Source organism: Bradyrhizobium sp. STM 3566 (assembly GCF_045571445.1).
In the GTDB taxonomy this organism is placed as follows: domain Bacteria; phylum Pseudomonadota; class Alphaproteobacteria; order Rhizobiales; family Xanthobacteraceae; genus Bradyrhizobium; species Bradyrhizobium vignae.
In genome coordinates, this window is sequence record NZ_CP120692.1 from 6,691,249 (window position 1) to 6,708,977 (window position 17,729).

Sequence of the window (17,729 nt, forward strand, 5' to 3'; positions counted from 1 at the left end):
CAATCATAAACAGCGTCGTCATTGCTCTCGGCTCCGCAATCATCTCTCTGCTCGTCGGTATGCCCGCCGGCTACGTCCTGGCGCTGAACGCGATCGACTCGGGCGTGTCGAGGCAAGTGTCTCGCTTGCCGTCCTTGACCACGAAATCATGCACCCTGTACGACCTAGCAATCGGTGTTAGCCTGTCCCAATAGGCATCGTCCGGATAAAGCTCAGGCCTTACCTTGATGCCGGTGAGCTTCTCAAATTCCGACAACTGGGCTGCGACTGCATCAGCATACGGGTGAATGTCGTACGCCCACACGATTGACGCACCTTCGAACTGGCGCCAGTTGATGTCGTCCGCCTTGGCTCGGATCGACGCTACGGCCATTCCGGCAAAAAGCGTCGCGCAGATAAGAGCTGTTTTGGCGATATTGGCAGGACCGCCGCAACAGCCGGTAAGCTTCCTTGGCATAAATCCCTCCGATGGCTCTCTGGCCCTTAAACCAAGCCCTCCTTTTCAGGAGACCGTGTAATGACAAGGCTATCTCCTGTCTTTCCGTCGTAAGCGATTTTCCAAGATCTCATTGGGTAAGGTTGGGTAAGTTCGACAGTTCGGCAATTAAGAAACCGATCTACTGATCGCGGCACGCGTGCTCAACTTTTTTTCTACGCGTAAGCAAGGCTGGCGAGAGCCGACCTCAACAAATCAGTTGGCAGCTCAAAGACCTGGGCGCCTTGCAGCTTCGGCACGCAGGCGACCGTCCACCAACCTGAGCCAGTCAGCTTCGAAATGTGATGTGTTGTTCGTAGTGCCGTGCGCGAAACGGAAACGGCCCCAATTCTCGATGGCAGGTCTCACAGTCTTCTCGGGCCGGCTTCTACCCCTAAGGTGATCGGCACGGAGCATGCCGCACAGCGTCTTCAAAACCTTGACGGCATCGCCAAAGGTCGAGAGCTCGACGCTCTCCGACCCGGGACGAAAGGCGTTGCCGGCCACGCCCGCCTTCTGTTGGGCACATGGCTGGACGGCGCTCTTCGAACTGGCCGATATCGCCCAGAATGCTCGCGGCCGAAGATCGGCGACGGCGATCTCGCCCGTTGCGCTGGAGCGGTTCGTCGGATTGACCAATTGTTCGAGATCGAGCGCGACATCTATGGCTGAGCGCTGAGGAGCGGCTGCGGATCCGCCGGGAGAGAAGCGTGCCACTGCTGACCGACCTTGAGTCTTGGCTCCAGGCGGAATCTGCCTGGCTCCCCGGCGCGATAGCTACCCTACCAATTCGTGCAGGAGATCTCGCAGCTCACGTCAGTTAGCTTTCCGGGCGTTAGTTATCTTGGGAGATTACTCCGATGCTGATTATTGAAACTATTTTGAAGCCCGACCAGTTTGGCGGCATTGGACTTTTCTCCGCAACTCCTTTGACTAAAGGTACGTTAGTTTGGATTCACAACCCCCTCGTCGACATTACGGTGACACCTGAACAATACCAAACTCTAGCTCCAACATTTCAAGCTCTGCTTGATAAGCACGCGTATCCGAGAGACTACAAGGCTGATGATGGTGTTATAGAGTACAATGCCGACAACGCTCGGTTCATGAATCACAGCAGCCACCCAAACACATATCAAGACGATCATGGCCGTATTTTCACAGCCCGTGACATACAATATGGTGAAGAACTGACTTGCGATTACTTATCTTTCGATCCAGGGTGTGACTTATGGTGGAATAAGGAGCTATCGCCGAACGTTGGTGCCGCAGCGGCGTAGGCGCTAATGATTGGGGCAGGGTCCGGTGACCTTGATTTGTGAGCACGTTGTACGCTGTGATCGCGTGCAAAAGCGGTTCGTGGCGCCGGAATTCTGCGTATGAAAGCTGGTTTCGAGCGATTTCCCATGAGCGAGTGTGTGTAAAGGTGCTTTGCACCTAAGCAGCTAGCTTCGTCACGGGCGTTTCTGTAAAGAGGGTTGGCACGGAAGCGAGTTGGTGATTGCGTATTGACCCGCGATTCGGCGGTTCGAAGTCGGTGCATATGTTGGCCCCAGCAACTGCGCTCTGCTCGCCCGGAATAGTTTTAGGATGGAGGCTTCCCGAAATCTGATGCCGTCCAAACTGCCAACACTGAAAAGACGGCTCGAGAAGAGCCCTGCCGCGAGTCAGGATGTACTCAGGCGGTTCACGTGGGAGATCAGAGCCATTAATGTGTGTCTGGACGACCTTCGTTATTTCCAGGCGCATGCGCTGGGCCTTGCTGCACCACAAATGATGATCTTGATGGCCCTGATCGACTTGGAACAGGGCGACGGTGTTCCGGTAAATGTGGTTGCAAAGTTGATGAAGGTTGAGTCGGCCTTCATTACCAAGCATTCGAAACAGCTGGAGGATAAGCGATTCGTGCGACGTAAGCGCTGCGCGAACGATGCACGAATCGTCAACCTGTCGCTAACGGACAGCGCTCGCAGACGACTCGCGAGCATCGCGGCGCAGCAGGAAGAACTCGATCAGTTTGTTTCTGGTTATCTCGATATTGCGGACTTTGCAAAGCTGGCTAGTTGCCTTAGCGGGGTCAGGCAACGGCTGGAAAAAGCCCGCCTGCACGCCGCGTTAAAGATGCAAGAACCTTCAAGAGAGCAGCAGCTGCGGGACACCTAGCGGGTCAACAACTTGAGACGACGAACCTACTCGCCGCGCGATCGCAGCGAGCACAGCTCAACGCCTGGATCCGCGAGCTCGAATTTACTCGGCCGCTATGTAACAGCTCTAGCGCGGAGCCGTGTGACCAAATTCGGTCCTCCAGGCTATGGCTGTGCGCATGCTGAAGGAGCCATGCGTCCACAGAAGCTCCAACTCAGCGATTTAGCCGACTCTAGCAATCGTTTCCGCGTATCCTGCCCCGTGAGACGCTGAAGGCGCGGAATTCTGCGAGCGTCGCCCCCAGAGCGCTATCGCTATCCTGGACAGCTCATCGCGTCGTTCTCGGTTACGCAGTTTGGACTAATCATCAGAATGATTTCACCGTCTAATGTGAGGACAACTGACCGAGATGTGCTCATTTTGCCACAGCACCCTACACCTTTGCTTGATAGTTCTCTTCTGTTAGGAACACATCATTTTGCAGCCAACCAAGACGTGCCATCGAATAGCGGCCAGCACCATCGTCGATGTCTTGCAGCAGAGAAGCAGGGATTCCTGGACAACTACCCCTGCGGGCAACCGGCTGGTTGAGAGCCAAAGCGCTCCGTGATCAAGCGCGCCTGAGCGGGGGCGCATCGTATATTCTCGCGTTTTCGTAGCAATTGTCACATGACTCCTGTTGAAGCAATCAAACATTGGTACATGTCCCTGGACGACGAACTTCAATCAGATATCGCGTATATGTTCGTATCTCTCACGCTCGGCGACTGCCAGTTTTCGCCTACTGCAGCCGTTCGAAGACTGCTGCAATGGTTCGACCTGCGCAGCGCAGGCACGGAATATGAGGATGCGCTAGCCGCGGTCATGTTTCGCGCCTCGTTCGAATACATGTTTGCCGACCGCTTCACAGCTGCCGGTTGGGCCTTTCCCGAACAATTGTTCAAAGACGTGATCCGCGAGGCTGCTGAAGGGAAAGAGGCAAGCAAATTCGCAACGAGGGCATTTCGGTTGCTGCGTAACCTTCCGAACCGAAAAGCGAAATGGAGAGAGGCAGGTGAGAATTGGAATGCCTTGGTCAACTCGGTCCTCAACGACGATGCGCTGAAGCAATGGACGCACGAGCAACTCCTGGCGAGCGACTTCGGGTCGACGCAAAACTGAAAATACCCGGAAATATTGGAAGAGTGCCAATTCAGAATGAAATTGCCTGAGACCAGGCAGTGCGGCGATTAGAACGGCAACTTCCAAAGAGAGTAGAAGGGCCGGCCGAGAGCGCCCCAAAAGAGGACCGCCGCGACAGCGAAACGCATTGATCTAACCACTGGCCCGGTCTCCCTTACGGATATTTGGCGGCGTCGCATCCGCAACAAGCAGGAAAGCGGCGATTGCAAAAGGCTCAGGCGGTATCTCTGCTCGGAATTAGCGCCTAGCGGCCGAGTGCTCCCGAGGAGCCCATCAGAGCAGTGAGGCCGCCCAGGCTTGGCTTTGGTGACGATGGCGTCGACAACTGCGGAGGTAGACCCACGGCTGGTGGGCGCCTTCACTGTTGGTGTCCACCGGGATGCCGAGAACGTCGAGAGACGGAGGACAAGCGCCAGCTCTGCGCGGGGATGACCGTGCTCGACGTCAATCAGCCATTGACGGCTAACGCCAATCCGCTTGGCCAGTGTCGACTGGTCTAGCGTGAGGCGTTTGCGTCTGTCGCGAATGACGGCGCCGAGGTCGGCAGGTGTACCGATGAGCATCGCAATCCCAAATGTCGGCGATCGCCTACATTATTCTATGTCGCCGTTTGCTGACAGCCGATATGTCGCCATTCGCCAACATTCCAATTTGTCGTCGATCGCCGACATTTGCGGCCGGGAAGTAATGGTCTTTTCAAACGATGAAGAGAATAACCCCGCACTAACAAGCAATGCCGTTCCGCGCTGCGGCAAGTTCCCGGCCTGTTCGGTGCCTCTTGCTCGGATGTGACGCCGAATGGCGGCTCCTCGCGCCAAACCTCGATCCAAGAGGGGATATAGGAGGCGTGCCCCTCCCTCACCTCCGGTCGCAGGCCGAGACCGGCGGACAGAAGGCCCCGCCAAGCTCTACGACGAACTCTTCCACGGCATAGCCTTCATCGCCGATTTGCTTGCGGCCGCACTCGCGATTCAGGCGGCTCTCGTGGGCGTATGTCGTGCCCAACGCCACTCATTGCGCGCGTCGCGGCAGAAAATGGAAGTACGCGGCCCTCACCTTTTCAGGTGGTGTATCGACCTTCGCCAGAGTGCCTGCGAAGCCTGTCGAGATAGCTACTGCGATCGGGTCGGAGCGAGATGTAGAACAGTGCGGCGCGGCTCGGTGCTAATCGACCCGGGGGCTGAAACCAGGCCACTAGTCCCTACCACATCCGCACTGCCGTTGAGACTAGCGGAAAGGTGACTCGGCGCTGACTGATCTGGAGCAATAGCGCTGTCCCTGCCACATCCCGTTAACCCCAAAGGGCTCTGTATCTATGATAGCTTACCGCAAGCTGACAGGCCTTTGCGCATTCGGTCAAGAGTGTGTGGTCAATACCCGCTCAATCTGCCGCGGAAATTCCCGCAATCACTCAGACATGCTCTCAGTCTGTCAGCCGTCGCGGCTTCAGGATCACCCGGACGGTTCGGGCTGCTGATCAATGAGACATTGTCGGTTGCGGACCATACCGTCGTAGATTCTCCACCCGTTAGGGGCCAGGCCCCGCTGTGGCGTCAAATTGCGAATTCGGTGCTTTGCGTCTGCCCATCCCTCAGCCGTGCATATTGTACTGCTATGTTCGTTGCAGCTCCGTGTACCGGTCGATTGTCGGAGTGCATTTATGGAATTCCAGTAAGCCTTCAATCTGGGAATACTGCTGATGACGAACGGCGAGGCCCGATGATCATTGCGCCCCTAAATTGTAGTCATGCGACAGAGAATACATCATCGCGCGACTGAGCGACAAACTGGCGGTCAGCCATAGCTGGAAAGCAGCGGCGATACGACTTGGCGGCTGCATCGGCGGGACTTGATGGGAAAGGCGCTGTCCCTATCCGCATCCGCACTGCCAATGAAGTGAGCCTCGGAATCGAGAGGCTAACGCACCGGCTTTGCCCCTGGGGGCTGTTCACAGAGAATGCCTCGTGGGTGTCAACGAGAACTCGGCCTTGAGTTACGTACCCGGACTGATAGGCGAGACTGAGGGCGTAGATGATTGCTCGGATTCATCCACAGGGAGATCCATAGTCTGCGGAGAATGAGCAAACACGGGCTTGCTCACGCTGCTGCCGATCACGTCGTCCGCCAAGCGTCATCATTGAAGTAAATCTTAGTCCTCGACATCACTCATCGACAAGCCGCCGGGATGCATAAGTATATTCCAAAGAGATCCGGCGTGCCTGTTCAATGAGGTTGGCGGCGGCGCTATGCCCCCCGTCGATATTCTCATAGTAGAGGTACGGTTGGCCCAACGCAGCAAGCCTCGCCGCTGCCTTGCGGCCATGCGCTGGATGAACGCGGTCGTCCTTGGTGGACGTGAGAATGAAGGGGGCCGGGTAGGTCTTGCCTGGCACCAACCTCTGATAGGGCGAGTAGGCCTCGAGCCATTTGCGTTGTTCGGGTATGGTGGGATCGCCATACTCGCCGATCCAAGAGGCTCCGGCGCCCAGCTTGGTGAACCGCACCATGTCGAACAGCGGAACCTGTAAGATGGCCGCATTAAAGAGCTCGGGTCGTTGGGTGATTGCGGTCCCTACCAGCAGGCCTCCTTGGCTACCGCCGACTACGCCCAGCCGGCGGGGAGAAGTGATTTTGCGCCGGATCAAGTCCTCCGCGACGGCGATAAAATCATCCCATGTGCGCTGCTTCGTTGCTCCTTGGGCAGTCTGGTGCCATTGGGGCCCGAACTCACCCCCGCCGCGTAGGTTCGCGACAACATACGCGTTGCCCTGCTCGAGCCAGAGCCGTCCGGTGAGGCCCACGTACGAGGGGACGAGCGGGATCTGAAACCCACCATAGCCATAGAGAAGTGTTGGAGTTGATCCGTCAAACCTTGCGCTCTTGGGTCGTAGCAGAAAGTAAGGAATGCGGGTGCCATCGCGCGAGATTGCCTCGAACTGTTCGACGACAAGTCTCGAGGCGTCGAACCTCGGAGGTGTCGCTTTCAGTGCCTCAAGGCGTTCGGTTGCCGCGTCGAAGTACCAGAGCATCGTCGGGCTAAGAAAGCTGGAGACGGTGAACATCGCCTCGTCCGTTTCATGCGATGCTGCAGCCAGACCGACACTCGCATTCTCTGGAAGCGGGATCGGCGTGGCCCGCCAGGCGCCCTGATGGTACTTGTAGACGAACGCCTTACCCTGAACATTGTCGAGAATCGTTAGGATTAACAGGTTTCTTGTGGCGGTGAATCCGCTGAGCGCTTGTCGAGGCCCAGGCTTGAAAACGAGCGAGGGTCTGGCGCGCAGCGGATCCTGCTTCCATTCGGCCAGGTCATACGAGATGATCGAGCCAGCTGAGAAGGTGGTGTCTCCGGACGGCGGCATCCAGTCTTCGTTGAGCCTCACCAGCAGGCGACCACTGGCGATGGCCCCGATGGTCGCCTTCTTTGGCAGATTGAGCTTAGTCGGCTTGGCCCCAAAGAGAACATACTCATGTTCGAACGAACTGATGCCGCGCACCGCGCCGATCGCATGGACCCTGCCTTCACTGTCGTGCAGCACGAATGGAGTGGCCCCGACATCGGTTGGCTCGCCACGGAAGACCTCGCGCGCTTCCGCGAGCGACTGACCGCGCTTGATCTCCTTCACGACGAAAGGGTAACCGGCTTGCGTCATGGTCCCTTCGCCCCAATCTCGTGCAATTAGGACCGTGTCGCTGTTTACCCAAGTGACCTGCTGTTTTCCCTCCGGAAGTGCGAAGCCGTTCGTGACGAAGGTTTTGGCGACAGCGTCGAATTCCCGGACAAACACAGCGTCCTTTCCGCCGTCAGACAGGTTGAGCAAGCATAGGCGCTCTTCGGGCGGAAGGCAGCTCACCCCTTTAAGGACCCAGTTTTTCTTGTCCGCGTCGGCGAGAGCATCCACGTCGAGGATGGTCTCCCATCGAGGGCTCTGGGTGCGATAGCTTTCAAGTGTCGTGCGTCGCAAGACGCCGCGCACCTGGTTCTCGTCCTGCCAGAAATTATCGAGGCCGCGCCGTCCCAATGAGACGTACGGAATTCGGTCCTTGGCCTGAAGAACGTGGAGCGCTTCCCCGTAGAATCGCTGGTAACGTGGATCCGATTGCAGCGAACTGAGTGTCTTGGCGTTCTCGGTGTGAGCCCAATCCAATGCGCGCGACCCTTCGATTTCCTCAAGCCAAAGAAAAGGATCCTCAGCCCCGCTCGCAGGCGCTAGCGCATGCGACAGCCCTGCGGCCATCAAACAGCTCATGGATAGCGACGCTGCGAGAAAAAGCGAATTTTTCATGGGAGTGTCCTGAAGTTAGCCAGGCGGACTTGGGCCTCGTGCTAGGTGAGTGGAAGCATTTGGAAGATGCATACTCCGCTTCAAAGAGCTGGCATGCGGGAACCGCGTCCGTTAGCTTTACATGGTGCAAGCAGCGTGCCGCTTGAAAATTGGAGGTTCTCCAGTCGTTTCCAACCCATGTAAGTGTCGACTTTTGGACGTCGGTCTCAAACCTGACAGCCGGTTCTTAGCAAGAGCGGCATGTTGCGCAGCGCCCGCCTTGCTCATCGTCGCCAGTACGTAAATCTTCGACGATCGCTTGCGCGACCGTTCGGCCACTCACAACTCGGCTATGGGCAGCATCATCCGTCGACAGTTTCGACGTTAGGTGTGAAGTGCGAGCACAAGTCCGATCTTCGCGCCCTGCTGATCGTGTTGGCCGGCACCATCAGTGCACCGCGCAGGCTCCCGGTACTCGATGTGATTTGCTGCCTGTTGGCTGGAAGAGACTTGAAGCGATTGCCGTTGGGCAAGGCTTTTATCCGCCAGCCAAACGCGTAACCTGCGGCAGGTTCGGTGGCCGAGCCGGCATGCGCTCGATGCCACTATTTCTAGATTCCGCAGCGGGATCTCTCCTGAGCAATCGTGACGCGGAGAGCCCCAACATCACGTCGCGGGTGACTCCGAAATGGAGACGGTAGAGCCACCAGATTGCGCAGCACCGATCGAGATCGTACATGGCGCACGCGCGCCTTATTGCTACGGCCATCCGCGCCATCGGCTTCGTTCCTCGTATCATCTGGAAACCTCGACGTCTCGGGCCAAGCGTTCTCCATGTCGTGTTTTGATCGGCGATGGTTCGCTGTGAGCATGCATCCGCAATGGATTGGCAGCTCAGATTGCTGTTCGTCATGAGCTCTTTTCCGGGTTTCGAAGCTGGCTGCACACGGCTATGTGCATGCGATCTACCGTGACCCTACGGTGGAGGTACTGCTTGCAAAACGCCCAGATCTGGTAGGGCCCAATTGACAGTCCGATAAATACGCTCGCGCAGTCCCACTGCTACGCAGAGCGACTGCGCCACTTGCGACGGTCGGTTGCGGCTACGCGACCTTTGCTGCCACTTCCTTAAGAATACCTCCGCCAAGGCTATGTAGGGTCGCACCGGCAAAGGCTAGGCCGCTTCCCACGGCCGCCGATTTCGCTGCCCAATTTGCGCGAACCCAGTCGACATCGAGCGCTCAGTACTTGTTAGATCGCTCAGTCGCAAAGCAGCCGAGACGATCATCCCGCGCACGGCTAGGGGTGCGAGCGCTGGCCGCGTATAATGGCATTCCGCGATGTCCTCCAGTCCTCCGATCCTGCGTGCTATGGTGCAACCTCGGACTGGCGGACAGCCGGAGCTACATCGGTCCAGCGAAAGTAACATCCTCAGGCGAGGCAATACGGGGCTTGCAGCCCGCATGACGGGGCCGGCGCCACCAAGACCGAAATGCCAGGATGACCTTGCATCTGGTGGCTAGCCAGCGGGTACGATCATGCGTACCCACTGGCGTCGCGAGCAACCCACTGCTAAGCGGTGAATTGTCTATCCAGGTAAGGACAACCGAAATGACCGCAGGGTGCCAGTCCGGCGCGATCCGTTTCTCCCCGCCTTGCGTCTCATACCCGCGTAAGCCTGACGAACCCTCCTTCGGCTAATTCGGCTTTGTAGGCCCGTCCGTTAAGCTGGATTGTTGTGGGGTTATCAGCGGTCGGCATGAAACCTTCTTCGCGCAGCTTGTCCATCAGGGCAGGTGTGGCCCATTGTTGTGGTAGCGGCGTTCCGAAGCGCCGGTGCTCCGTAAAGAATGCTCCGAAGTCCGGTACCCCCTCCCGGCCGACCCCAACCACTTGGTCTTCCGCAGGGTTATGAACAAGAAGAACTCGATTGGACCCATCCAAACCGGCCGTGTAGCGGTGACCTCGGATTTTATAGGTCATCGTCGGCTGGTCCGAGTCCGGCAAGAGACCCTGGTGGAACAGCCTCTCGACCATGAAGTCAGGCGCGATTTGCGAACCGTGTGAAAATCTCTGGGGAGCGGCGAATGAGACATCTACCGCTTCTTCACGTGCGGCAGATGATGATGGTCCCGCTTCATTCATGATCTGACTGAACAAATCATGATCTTCCTGTGTCCAGACGTGCGCCGTTGGTGATCCTGGTGAACGGGCATGGTCGATCGGGTTCGGATTCATAAAGCTCTCCTTTCTATTATGAGAACAAGGCCTCTTGAAGATCTCCCCACAGGAGTGAGCTGAAGGTCGTCACGAATTCAGACATGGGCGGCTTCGTCATCGAGAGGCCACGTTCGAATGTTAAGGAGGTTGGCTTTCGAGAAGCTGACAAAGATCGAAGAAGGGAGGCAAACCCGCGACCGCATTTGCCACGTCGGATACGATCATCTCCGAGCCAAATCCCATTTCGCCTGATCTGCCGGTCGGCGTGCAGGTCTGCGTCGTCCATCGCATCGAGCGCCGCCGAACGCACGGACGACGGATGGTCCGGGTTTTGATTGTCGGCAGATGCGAGCGGCCCCTGAGCAGACTGGGTCGCCCGCTCGCTGGCTACCCGGCGGCGGCTGTAGCTGGAGCATCTATAAATGGCGATCTTGCAGGCGCGTGAGAAACCGCCGCAGGCGCACTGAGTGGGGGCAAGCGCTGGCGCTGAAGGCCGTGGCCCACTTCTCCTTAGGGTGTGGACGCAACCAGGCGCCCCTGAAAGGGCTCAAGTCGTGGTCAATCGTGTTCGGCGCATCCCAATTTGTCGCAAACTCGCGACAGCCGCGCAGTTTCTGCGGCGCCCGACAACAGCAGCAGGTCCGCATATTTGTCCTTGCTGGCCAGGCCAACCATCAGATCAAGGGCTAAATGGTTGGCGCAGAGGCCGGCATTTTTATTGCAGATGTTACGGTCCGCTTCGTCGTGACCGCTTCAGCCTACAAGTTGAATGGTGCAATGGCGATGAGGGACAAGTTCGGCGCGTGGAATGCAACAGTGCGACCTGCCTGTTCAAAATGTTTGGGTCAGGGAGCGCGCTTCAGATTAGGTCGAGGATGTCGAGGCAATCTACTCGAGAGAGGCTGGATCCGGTCCTTGATCCCGCAGACGAACGCTTGACGAGCCGCGCTGTGATGGGCGCAACCATCGGCAATATTCTCGAATTCTACGACTTCGGGACCTACAGCTTTTTCGCGATACAGATCGGCCAAGCGTTCTTCCCGGCAACCGACCCGTTCGCCAGCCTCATGCTGTCACTCGCAACCTTCGGCGCAGGTTTCGTGACCAGACCGATCGGGGCGATCGTACTCGGCTCGTATTCGGATCGGGTCGGCCGACGACCCGCGATGACCGCTAGCTTTACCATGATGAGCGCCGCGGTCCTATTGTTAGCTATGACGCCATCGTACGAGACAATAGGACTTGCCGCTCCGTCACTGGTCGTCTTCGCACGCTTGCTGCAAGGCTTTGCCCTCGGAGGTGAAGTGGGGCCGACGACCGCCTACTTGATGGAAGCGGCCCCCGCTGACGCCCGCGGTCTTACTGTCTCCTTTCAGCCCGCGAGCCAACAGACAGCTGCGACGGCTGGAGCGTTGGTTGGAGAAATACTGTCGCTCACCATGACGAGCGAAGCTCTCAATGCGTACGGATGGCGGATCGCGTTGTTGCTCGGCGCCGCTACGTTGCCGTTTGGACTTTGGTTGCGGAGCGCCCTGCCTGAAACGTTGCACCGGCCCGAGCACGTTCTGGTCACCCAGCCTTGGGGCCAACCACGTGCCGATCGTCGCATCATGAGCTTGGGATTTGTGATCCTGGCCAGCTGCACGATCACTACTTATGTTACAGGATATATGACCACCTACGCGATCAACACTCTCCACGTTTCCGCGCCGCTTGCCTTTGGTACTACGCTCATCAGCAATACGGTGGGAATTGCTGCAGCACTGCTGGGCGGCCTACTCGCCGACCGCGCAGGCCGTCGCCGCACCATGATATGGCCGCAGGTTACTGCATTGCTGATGACCTATCCGGTATTCTTGTGGATTGCAGAGAGTCGCAGTGCGTTCGCACTTCTAGGAGGTCTCGGCGCCCTCACCCTGATCGGAACGATTCCGTATAGCGCCTTCTACGTAAGCATGGCCGAAGGTTTACCCAGGAACCTTCGTGGTGGCGCTCTCGCGACGATTTACGCTTTAGCGATAGCGATTTTCGGAGGCACAGCTCAGCCAATCGTCACTTGGCTGATCCACCTGACCGGGAGCGCACTCGTGCCCGCATGGTACATGCTTTTCGCGAGCGCGGCCGGGCTCCTTGCCATGCTCATGATGCCGCAGACGGCGCCACTCAATTTTACACCCAGCCATAAATGATCCTTCCTGACGCCACGACGGCTACCCTAGGCATAGCGGGAAGAATGGACATCCATGACGTCCGAAATTCGAATCATCGGATCGTAGGACTATCGGTGCAGCATGGAAGAGCAATAGATACTGATGATTGATCAGTTTTGGATCGAGCAGGGGCTCGCAGCGGAACACAGCGTGGCGCTCTCAACGGCTTCTCCCGTCTACCCAACCTTCGCTGATGCGGCGGTTGCGCGTTAGCTACCGACTGGCTGAAAGTGAGCAATCGCTTCGAATAAGGTGGCGCCGCCTGCACCATCTGCCAGTGTAACTGTACGGCATGAGGGCGCGGCCGCTGTTGGAGCAAGCGGCCGCACGAGGATCGATCCTCATTCTCTGCTTGAGTTGTTTTGCGTTCTCAGTGTCGCACGCACGAGGGATCGGCCAAACAAAAAAACAGATCGCAGATACCATCCAGCGGGTCGTCCGCGCACTGAGGATACGAAGTATCGGCTACATGCACCCTGGCGGCCACCGGTTGCGCGGAAACTGTTGCAGCAAAAGAAGGCACCGCCGCCGTTGCGAGCGCGAGGGCGCTCGCCGTCACTAACACAGACTTTTTCATGCGAGAAATCGCTTCCCTAGGTTGGCCCCAACCCTCCTCGGGTCTATATGAGGACGCTGCAAGCGGTAAAATTGATTTTCTTGATCAGATCTATCTAGGGAATGGATAAGTCCGGACATCTCCGTAAGGTTCGATGTTAGCGCGCGCCGAACCTGCAATCTGCTTGATCGAACGCTGGAGGAGCCTCGGAGTAGTCGATGACGTCTGGGAGCACTCGAGTTAAGCTTGAATCGGACGGATCGTACGAGCAAGGCGACAGTAGGCTTGCATGCTCCCGCACATGCGGCGCCGCAAGGGGAGAGCCGTTGACCCGCGAACGTGTTCCCGAAGATCATGCAGCAATTGAGGAGCGGCTCTCGAGGCGATGGAAGACGAGTTTCACGCTCGGCTGAATCAACGGCTCGCCAAAGCAGTCCTGACGGGCAATGCCGAGCGAACGGTCGGGGCTCAAATTGTCGACGAGCTCGCTCGCGAGATCAAAGGCGCGGCGATGCACCGGGCGCTTACGGCTCATGGCGTCGAGCTAAAAAAGACGGTCAGACCTATGTACGGGTTGCTATCGTGAGCTCGGTCTTAACTCAATGGATAGCCTCCGCCAAGCTGATCGGCTGGTGGAGGCTGCTCTTCGGGCAATGCCGCCGTCGTGTGCTCGTGACGGCGGCTGAACACGCAGCGACATGACTGACCATACGCCCACATGTTGGGATTGTCGGACGGCTCCGCGCGACATCGCAGTTGAAGGGAAGCAGCTCCGACGCCACTTGGCTTGAGACGCTCGAGCAAGAACGACAGCCCCAGCATCTTGGGGGCCAAGGAGGCTTGATGCTGGGGCCGTCGTAGCCTTATGCAAGAGTAGCAAACAGGCCACGTTATTGTGCACCGCCCGATCCGATTCGTCAAAGCGGCCGTGATGCTCAGCTCCCGTGCCACCGAACCGTTCGCGATCCGTTGAAACTCCGCCGAAGGTTTGCGCGCCAGCTTGCCGCGGGCAAACAGGCGAAAGCACTGTTACATCCGAGCGGGTCGCCGCCGGCATCAGGTACATGTTTTCGGTCTGCAATGCTCAGCGGCCTAGCTTCTCGCCCGAGCGCCGATGTTTGCCACACCTCGGAATGGCAGCTTGCTTGTGGTCAATCCTCCGGGATGGCCCACTCGCTACCCCGCGCGTGAGGTGCATTCTTTCCCAGGCTCCATCTTTTTGTAAGATGGGCCCGAGATGGCTCGGCCCTGCTCCGGCAATCCACCGAGCCGATCCGAAGGCATGAAGGCTGCCACCGAACGGCTGCCCCCAAGACAACCCACTCACGAGATCCCCAGTCGAGCGATGTGCGCTGAAACGTGCCCGGGATCGGGAAGGGGCTGCCACGGCCGGCCAGCGGCGGCGCTCAACAAGGACCTACAAAACGCAGGCGTCAGCTTGCCGCGGTGGATCACGACGTTCTCGTGGCCCTCAGCGGCTCGCGCGTTCTGCCAATGCTGATTGTATCCGCGCTGTTCGTCGGACTTCACGTGGCATGCAGCGAATTCGCGATCGCTCAGCGTTGCCAATTGCCGGGCACGAACCGGCTGCTCGGTATGGATGTGCACCCACATCGGCCGTGGCATCGCGCCGCTGCGCAGCGCCTTCGGCTGCAGCTTGATCTCGAATAGCTTCCCTGGCTCTCCCTTTAAGGCGCGCGGCGGATCCACTGACTCCAGTTCCCCCGCCGCGCGTAACTGTTCGAGGTAGTTTTGCGATGGAAACGGGTAGGTCTTCATGCAATCGCTCGTGATCGCTGCCTTCTGCTCTTTCCATGATCTTGCCTGCCCCTGCAGCTCGGACAACATCCCGTTGAGCCGGACTATTTTGTCGTGCACCTCGGGAACTTGCGAAGGTGTGAGCAGGCCACGTCGGCGCGGCTCCTGCAGCGCGGTTACACAGCCATCAATTTCGTCGGCCTGCGTCCGCAAGCGCGTAATAACCCGATCCAAGACGTGTTCGGCGTCCTCAGGCTTCATCTGGCGCGCCTGCGAGACCGCTCTCTGCTGCGCCCGCAGGTCGAACTGCAGCAGCTTATCCAATCGCTCAAGTAATCCCGCCAGGGCTGCTTTGGACGGCGGCGCCTGCCACACCTGCAGATGCTCGGTTGCAGCGGATGAGGCGCGTGCTTCCTCCGTGGTCGCCAGCTTCTTGGTACCGAGATCTGAGCGCACGATAACCTTGCGCGTCGGAGCCGTAGCGGTATCGGGTCTAGCGAGTTGCGGCTCGGATGAGCTGGCCGTTGAACTCCCCTCGCCTGCAGCCGGTGCGCGCCTATCTCTTGCTTTTCCTTTTCCTTTTCTGCGACTTGAATTGCCTTGGCTCACCCCGGCAGTATTTTCCGGCAGCGCAGCCCAAGCCGGCGCTTCAATCGTGGCTGGCGTAGTTGGCTGCAATGCCAGCAGCCGCATGACCTCGTTCGCGGTCACCCACGCCCCTTCCACGATCTCGTCCAGCAACTGCAGGGGAACTTCAGCGCCCGTTCCGACCTGCCTCAGGCTGGCAACGATGCCGCTCAGCCCGGATGCAAATTCCGAAAGCCGCTCCATGACTCCTTCCAGAACGACGCGATGCTCCGCGTCGAGCGCTGCTCCATCGCTGTATAGAACGGCCTGGCTCGTCGAGACGAATGCCGGAAAAACGTCCTCGATGAAGGTCCCGAGCAGACGCACCCGCCCGCTCTCGTCCAAGAGGGCCTCGCGCACGTCTGGGTCGATCGTGCTCGCTCGGGAGTCAATCAAGAGCTCCGCGAGAGCGATCCGCGCTTGCAGATACATGCACTTTGTATTCAGAGCCCATCCGGTATGCAGTCTTAGTGCGGCCTCTTCGGCCTTGCGCATCTCGGGCGTGCTGCTTGGCAAGTTGGCAGTAGCCGCACAGACAGACTGCGTCCGCTCCGAGCGCAACACCTTTTTTCCCCACCATTCCATGCAGGCTGCATAGTGCTTCGCCACGCTTTTAAACGCGCCGATCACCTGGGCGGGCGTACCGCTGGCTCTGATCTTCGGGAGCCAGCCTAATGCTTCCTTTCTTTTGTCCTCCAGCTCGTAAATAATCCGGGTCGCCACTGCGTTACATTCTTCGGCCGCGTTCAGCGTGTCATCGCGGAGCCGGCGAGCCCGATCGTCGGGCAGAATGCGACGCGCCAAATTGGCAGGCAAATCCGCGTAATACTCCAGAACTGTTGAGCCTGCTTTGACGACTTGATCGATCAGCTCTTGCGCTTGTTGGAAGGTCTGGGCGTGCGTGGCCGCTCGACGGCTAGCTTCAAGCTCCTCGAGCAGGCCGCCCATTTTTCGCCTTGCTGCCTTGATCTCATCCCGGGTTGGCGCTGCCACATCCGAAGTTGGGTTGCCCAGCGCCGCGGTCCTGTCTTGAGGCCCAGAGCGCATCCGCTCCAAGACGGCATCGAAAGATTGACTGCGTCCTCCCGGGAAGAGGCTGGGCCCTCCGCTCGAACCGCTCACGTCTGTGGCGTTGCCGGCTCCTGCGGCCCCAGCTTCCGATGCGCCGGCGCGGCCAATGCCTGTCATGCTTCGTCTCCGATAAAAGTCGCGAATGTGCAGCCCGTCTGGATAGACCGCCTGACTGACGACTAGCTGACCAAAAGCGTTCTTGCGGATGCAAAAGAAAGCCGACATCACCTGAAGTTCCGTTTCCTCGGAGCTGAGGCGGAGTTGTGATTCAAGACCTCCGAGTCGAAGGGGGGCTTGATGGGGCAAAAGCTATATTGGCTGAGTGAGGCGGAGTGGAAGCGGATTGAACCGCTGTTGCCACGTGGGCGGCGCGGCGCCCATCGCGTGGATGACCGACGCGTTATCAGCGGGATCCTCCACATGCTGCGATCGGGCGCACGCTGGCGAGACTGCCCGGCAGATTACGGCCCCTACACGACCATCTATAACCGCTTCAATCGCTGGAGCCGCCAAGGCGTGTGGGGCAATATTTTCTACGCCTTGACCGGCTCAACCGGCCGGGTCGGGACAATGTCCATCGACGCGACCCACATCAAAGCCCACCCCTCGGCGGCGGGCGCAAAAGGGGGGACTTCCAGGAGGCGGTCGGCCGCTCGCGAGGCGGACGCACCACCAAAATCCACGCGCTGACCGACGATTATGGACGTCCGATCGCCTTCGTGATCACGCCTGGCAACTGCCATGACCTCACGGCGGCGCGCGATCTGCTGCCTGCCGTCTCACCTGCTCGACGATTGCTTGCTGACAGGGCCTATGACGCCAATAGCCTGCGTGAGTGGTTGGCCGAGCGCGGAACAAAGGCAGTAATTCCGCCCAACCCAACTCGCAAGCATCCGCACCGGTACGACGTGAAGGCCTACAAAGGACGCAATCTCATCGAACGCATGTTTTGCCGCCTCAAGGACTTCAGGCGGATTGCGACCCGCTACGACAAGCGAGCCGACAACTTCCTCTCGGCCATCCTCTTGGTCGCCGCCGTTACTTGGTGGATCAATTGAGTCCGGACCCTAATGTTGCTGAGAGAGCGATGCGGGTAACACCGTCGGTGGTAAGCAGCCGAGAGGTAACCGCGGCTGAGGTGCCCTCGCATCGGACGCGATCCGGTACGAGTCTTGCCCCTCTGCCGGTGGCTTCGTCCACGCCGACTGAGTCAAGTCGCC

13 protein-coding genes and 1 pseudogene are annotated in these 17,729 nt (G+C 58.5%); 8 read left to right on the forward strand and 6 right to left on the reverse strand.

Annotated elements, in window-relative coordinates:
- Positions 1–70: 70 nt before the first annotated feature.
- Positions 71–457, reverse strand: a complete 387-nt coding sequence (locus tag P6U27_RS31825) for a hypothetical protein (protein ID WP_407193268.1) — start codon at positions 455–457, stop codon at positions 71–73.
- A 429-nt stretch (positions 458–886) separates the two neighbouring features.
- On the opposite strand from P6U27_RS31825, the pseudogene P6U27_RS31830 reads away from it, so the two are divergent.
- The 5 genes and pseudogenes from P6U27_RS31830 to P6U27_RS31850 form a co-directional block, all read left to right on the forward strand.
- A pseudogene (locus P6U27_RS31830) lies at positions 887–1,239 on the forward strand (transposase); the annotation flags it as partial.
- A 96-nt stretch (positions 1,240–1,335) separates the two neighbouring features.
- Positions 1,336–1,755 carry an SET domain-containing protein gene (locus P6U27_RS31835; protein ID WP_407193269.1) on the forward strand — a complete coding sequence of 140 codons (420 nt, stop codon included), beginning with the start codon at positions 1,336–1,338 and terminating at the stop codon, positions 1,753–1,755.
- Positions 1,756–2,086: 331 nt separating this feature from the next.
- Positions 2,087–2,638, forward strand: coding sequence for a MarR family transcriptional regulator (locus P6U27_RS31840; RefSeq protein ID WP_407193270.1), 552 nt, complete (start codon positions 2,087–2,089; stop codon positions 2,636–2,638).
- Positions 2,639–3,289: 651 nt separating this feature from the next.
- Entirely contained in the window at positions 3,290–3,781 is a 492-nt protein-coding gene (locus P6U27_RS31845) for a hypothetical protein (protein ID WP_407193271.1), read from the forward strand.
- Positions 3,782–4,357: 576 nt separating this feature from the next.
- Entirely contained in the window at positions 4,358–4,594 is a 237-nt protein-coding gene (locus P6U27_RS31850) for a hypothetical protein (protein ID WP_407193272.1), read from the forward strand.
- Positions 4,595–4,660: 66 nt separating this feature from the next.
- Here P6U27_RS31850 and P6U27_RS31855 read toward each other — a convergent pair whose 3' ends face one another.
- Together P6U27_RS31855 and P6U27_RS31860 are read right to left on the reverse strand one after the other, a co-directional pair.
- Positions 4,661–4,813 (reverse strand): zincin-like metallopeptidase domain-containing protein, encoded by a 153-nt coding sequence (locus P6U27_RS31855; protein WP_407193273.1) that lies wholly within the window; start codon positions 4,811–4,813, stop codon positions 4,661–4,663.
- 1,151 nt (positions 4,814–5,964) lie between these two features.
- Positions 5,965–8,088: a prolyl oligopeptidase family serine peptidase gene (locus tag P6U27_RS31860; protein WP_407193274.1), complete on the reverse strand. Its 2,124-nt coding sequence runs from the start codon at positions 8,086–8,088 to the stop codon at positions 5,965–5,967.
- 240 nt (positions 8,089–8,328) lie between these two features.
- Between P6U27_RS31860 and P6U27_RS31865 the strand changes: the two genes are divergently transcribed.
- Positions 8,329–8,628, forward strand: a complete 300-nt coding sequence (locus P6U27_RS31865; RefSeq protein WP_407193275.1) for a hypothetical protein — start codon at positions 8,329–8,331, stop codon at positions 8,626–8,628.
- Positions 8,629–9,729: 1,101 nt separating this feature from the next.
- Here P6U27_RS31865 and P6U27_RS31870 read toward each other — a convergent pair.
- Positions 9,730–10,305 carry a hypothetical protein gene (locus tag P6U27_RS31870; protein WP_407193276.1) on the reverse strand — a complete coding sequence of 192 codons (576 nt, stop codon included), beginning with the start codon at positions 10,303–10,305 and terminating at the stop codon, positions 9,730–9,732.
- A gap of 857 nt (positions 10,306–11,162) precedes the next feature.
- Between P6U27_RS31870 and P6U27_RS31875 the strand changes: the two genes are divergently transcribed.
- Complete coding sequence (locus P6U27_RS31875; RefSeq protein WP_407193277.1) at positions 11,163–12,476, forward strand: MFS transporter; 1,314 nt, start codon at positions 11,163–11,165, stop codon at positions 12,474–12,476.
- Between the two features lie 929 nt (positions 12,477–13,405).
- Here P6U27_RS31875 and P6U27_RS31880 read toward each other — a convergent pair.
- Positions 13,406–13,570, reverse strand: a complete 165-nt coding sequence (locus P6U27_RS31880; RefSeq protein WP_407193278.1) for a hypothetical protein — start codon at positions 13,568–13,570, stop codon at positions 13,406–13,408.
- Positions 13,571–14,376: 806 nt separating this feature from the next.
- Positions 14,377–16,626: a hypothetical protein gene (locus P6U27_RS31885; RefSeq protein WP_407193279.1), complete on the reverse strand. Its 2,250-nt coding sequence runs from the start codon at positions 16,624–16,626 to the stop codon at positions 14,377–14,379.
- A 180-nt stretch (positions 16,627–16,806) separates the two neighbouring features.
- On the opposite strand from P6U27_RS31885, the gene P6U27_RS31890 reads away from it, so the two are divergent.
- A protein-coding gene (locus tag P6U27_RS31890) for an IS5 family transposase (protein WP_407193280.1) occupies positions 16,807–17,567 on the forward strand; the annotation gives its coding sequence in 2 pieces (ribosomal slippage) (positions 16,807–17,143 and positions 17,143–17,567; 762 coding nt in all).
- The last annotated feature ends 162 nt before the right edge of the window (positions 17,568–17,729 follow it).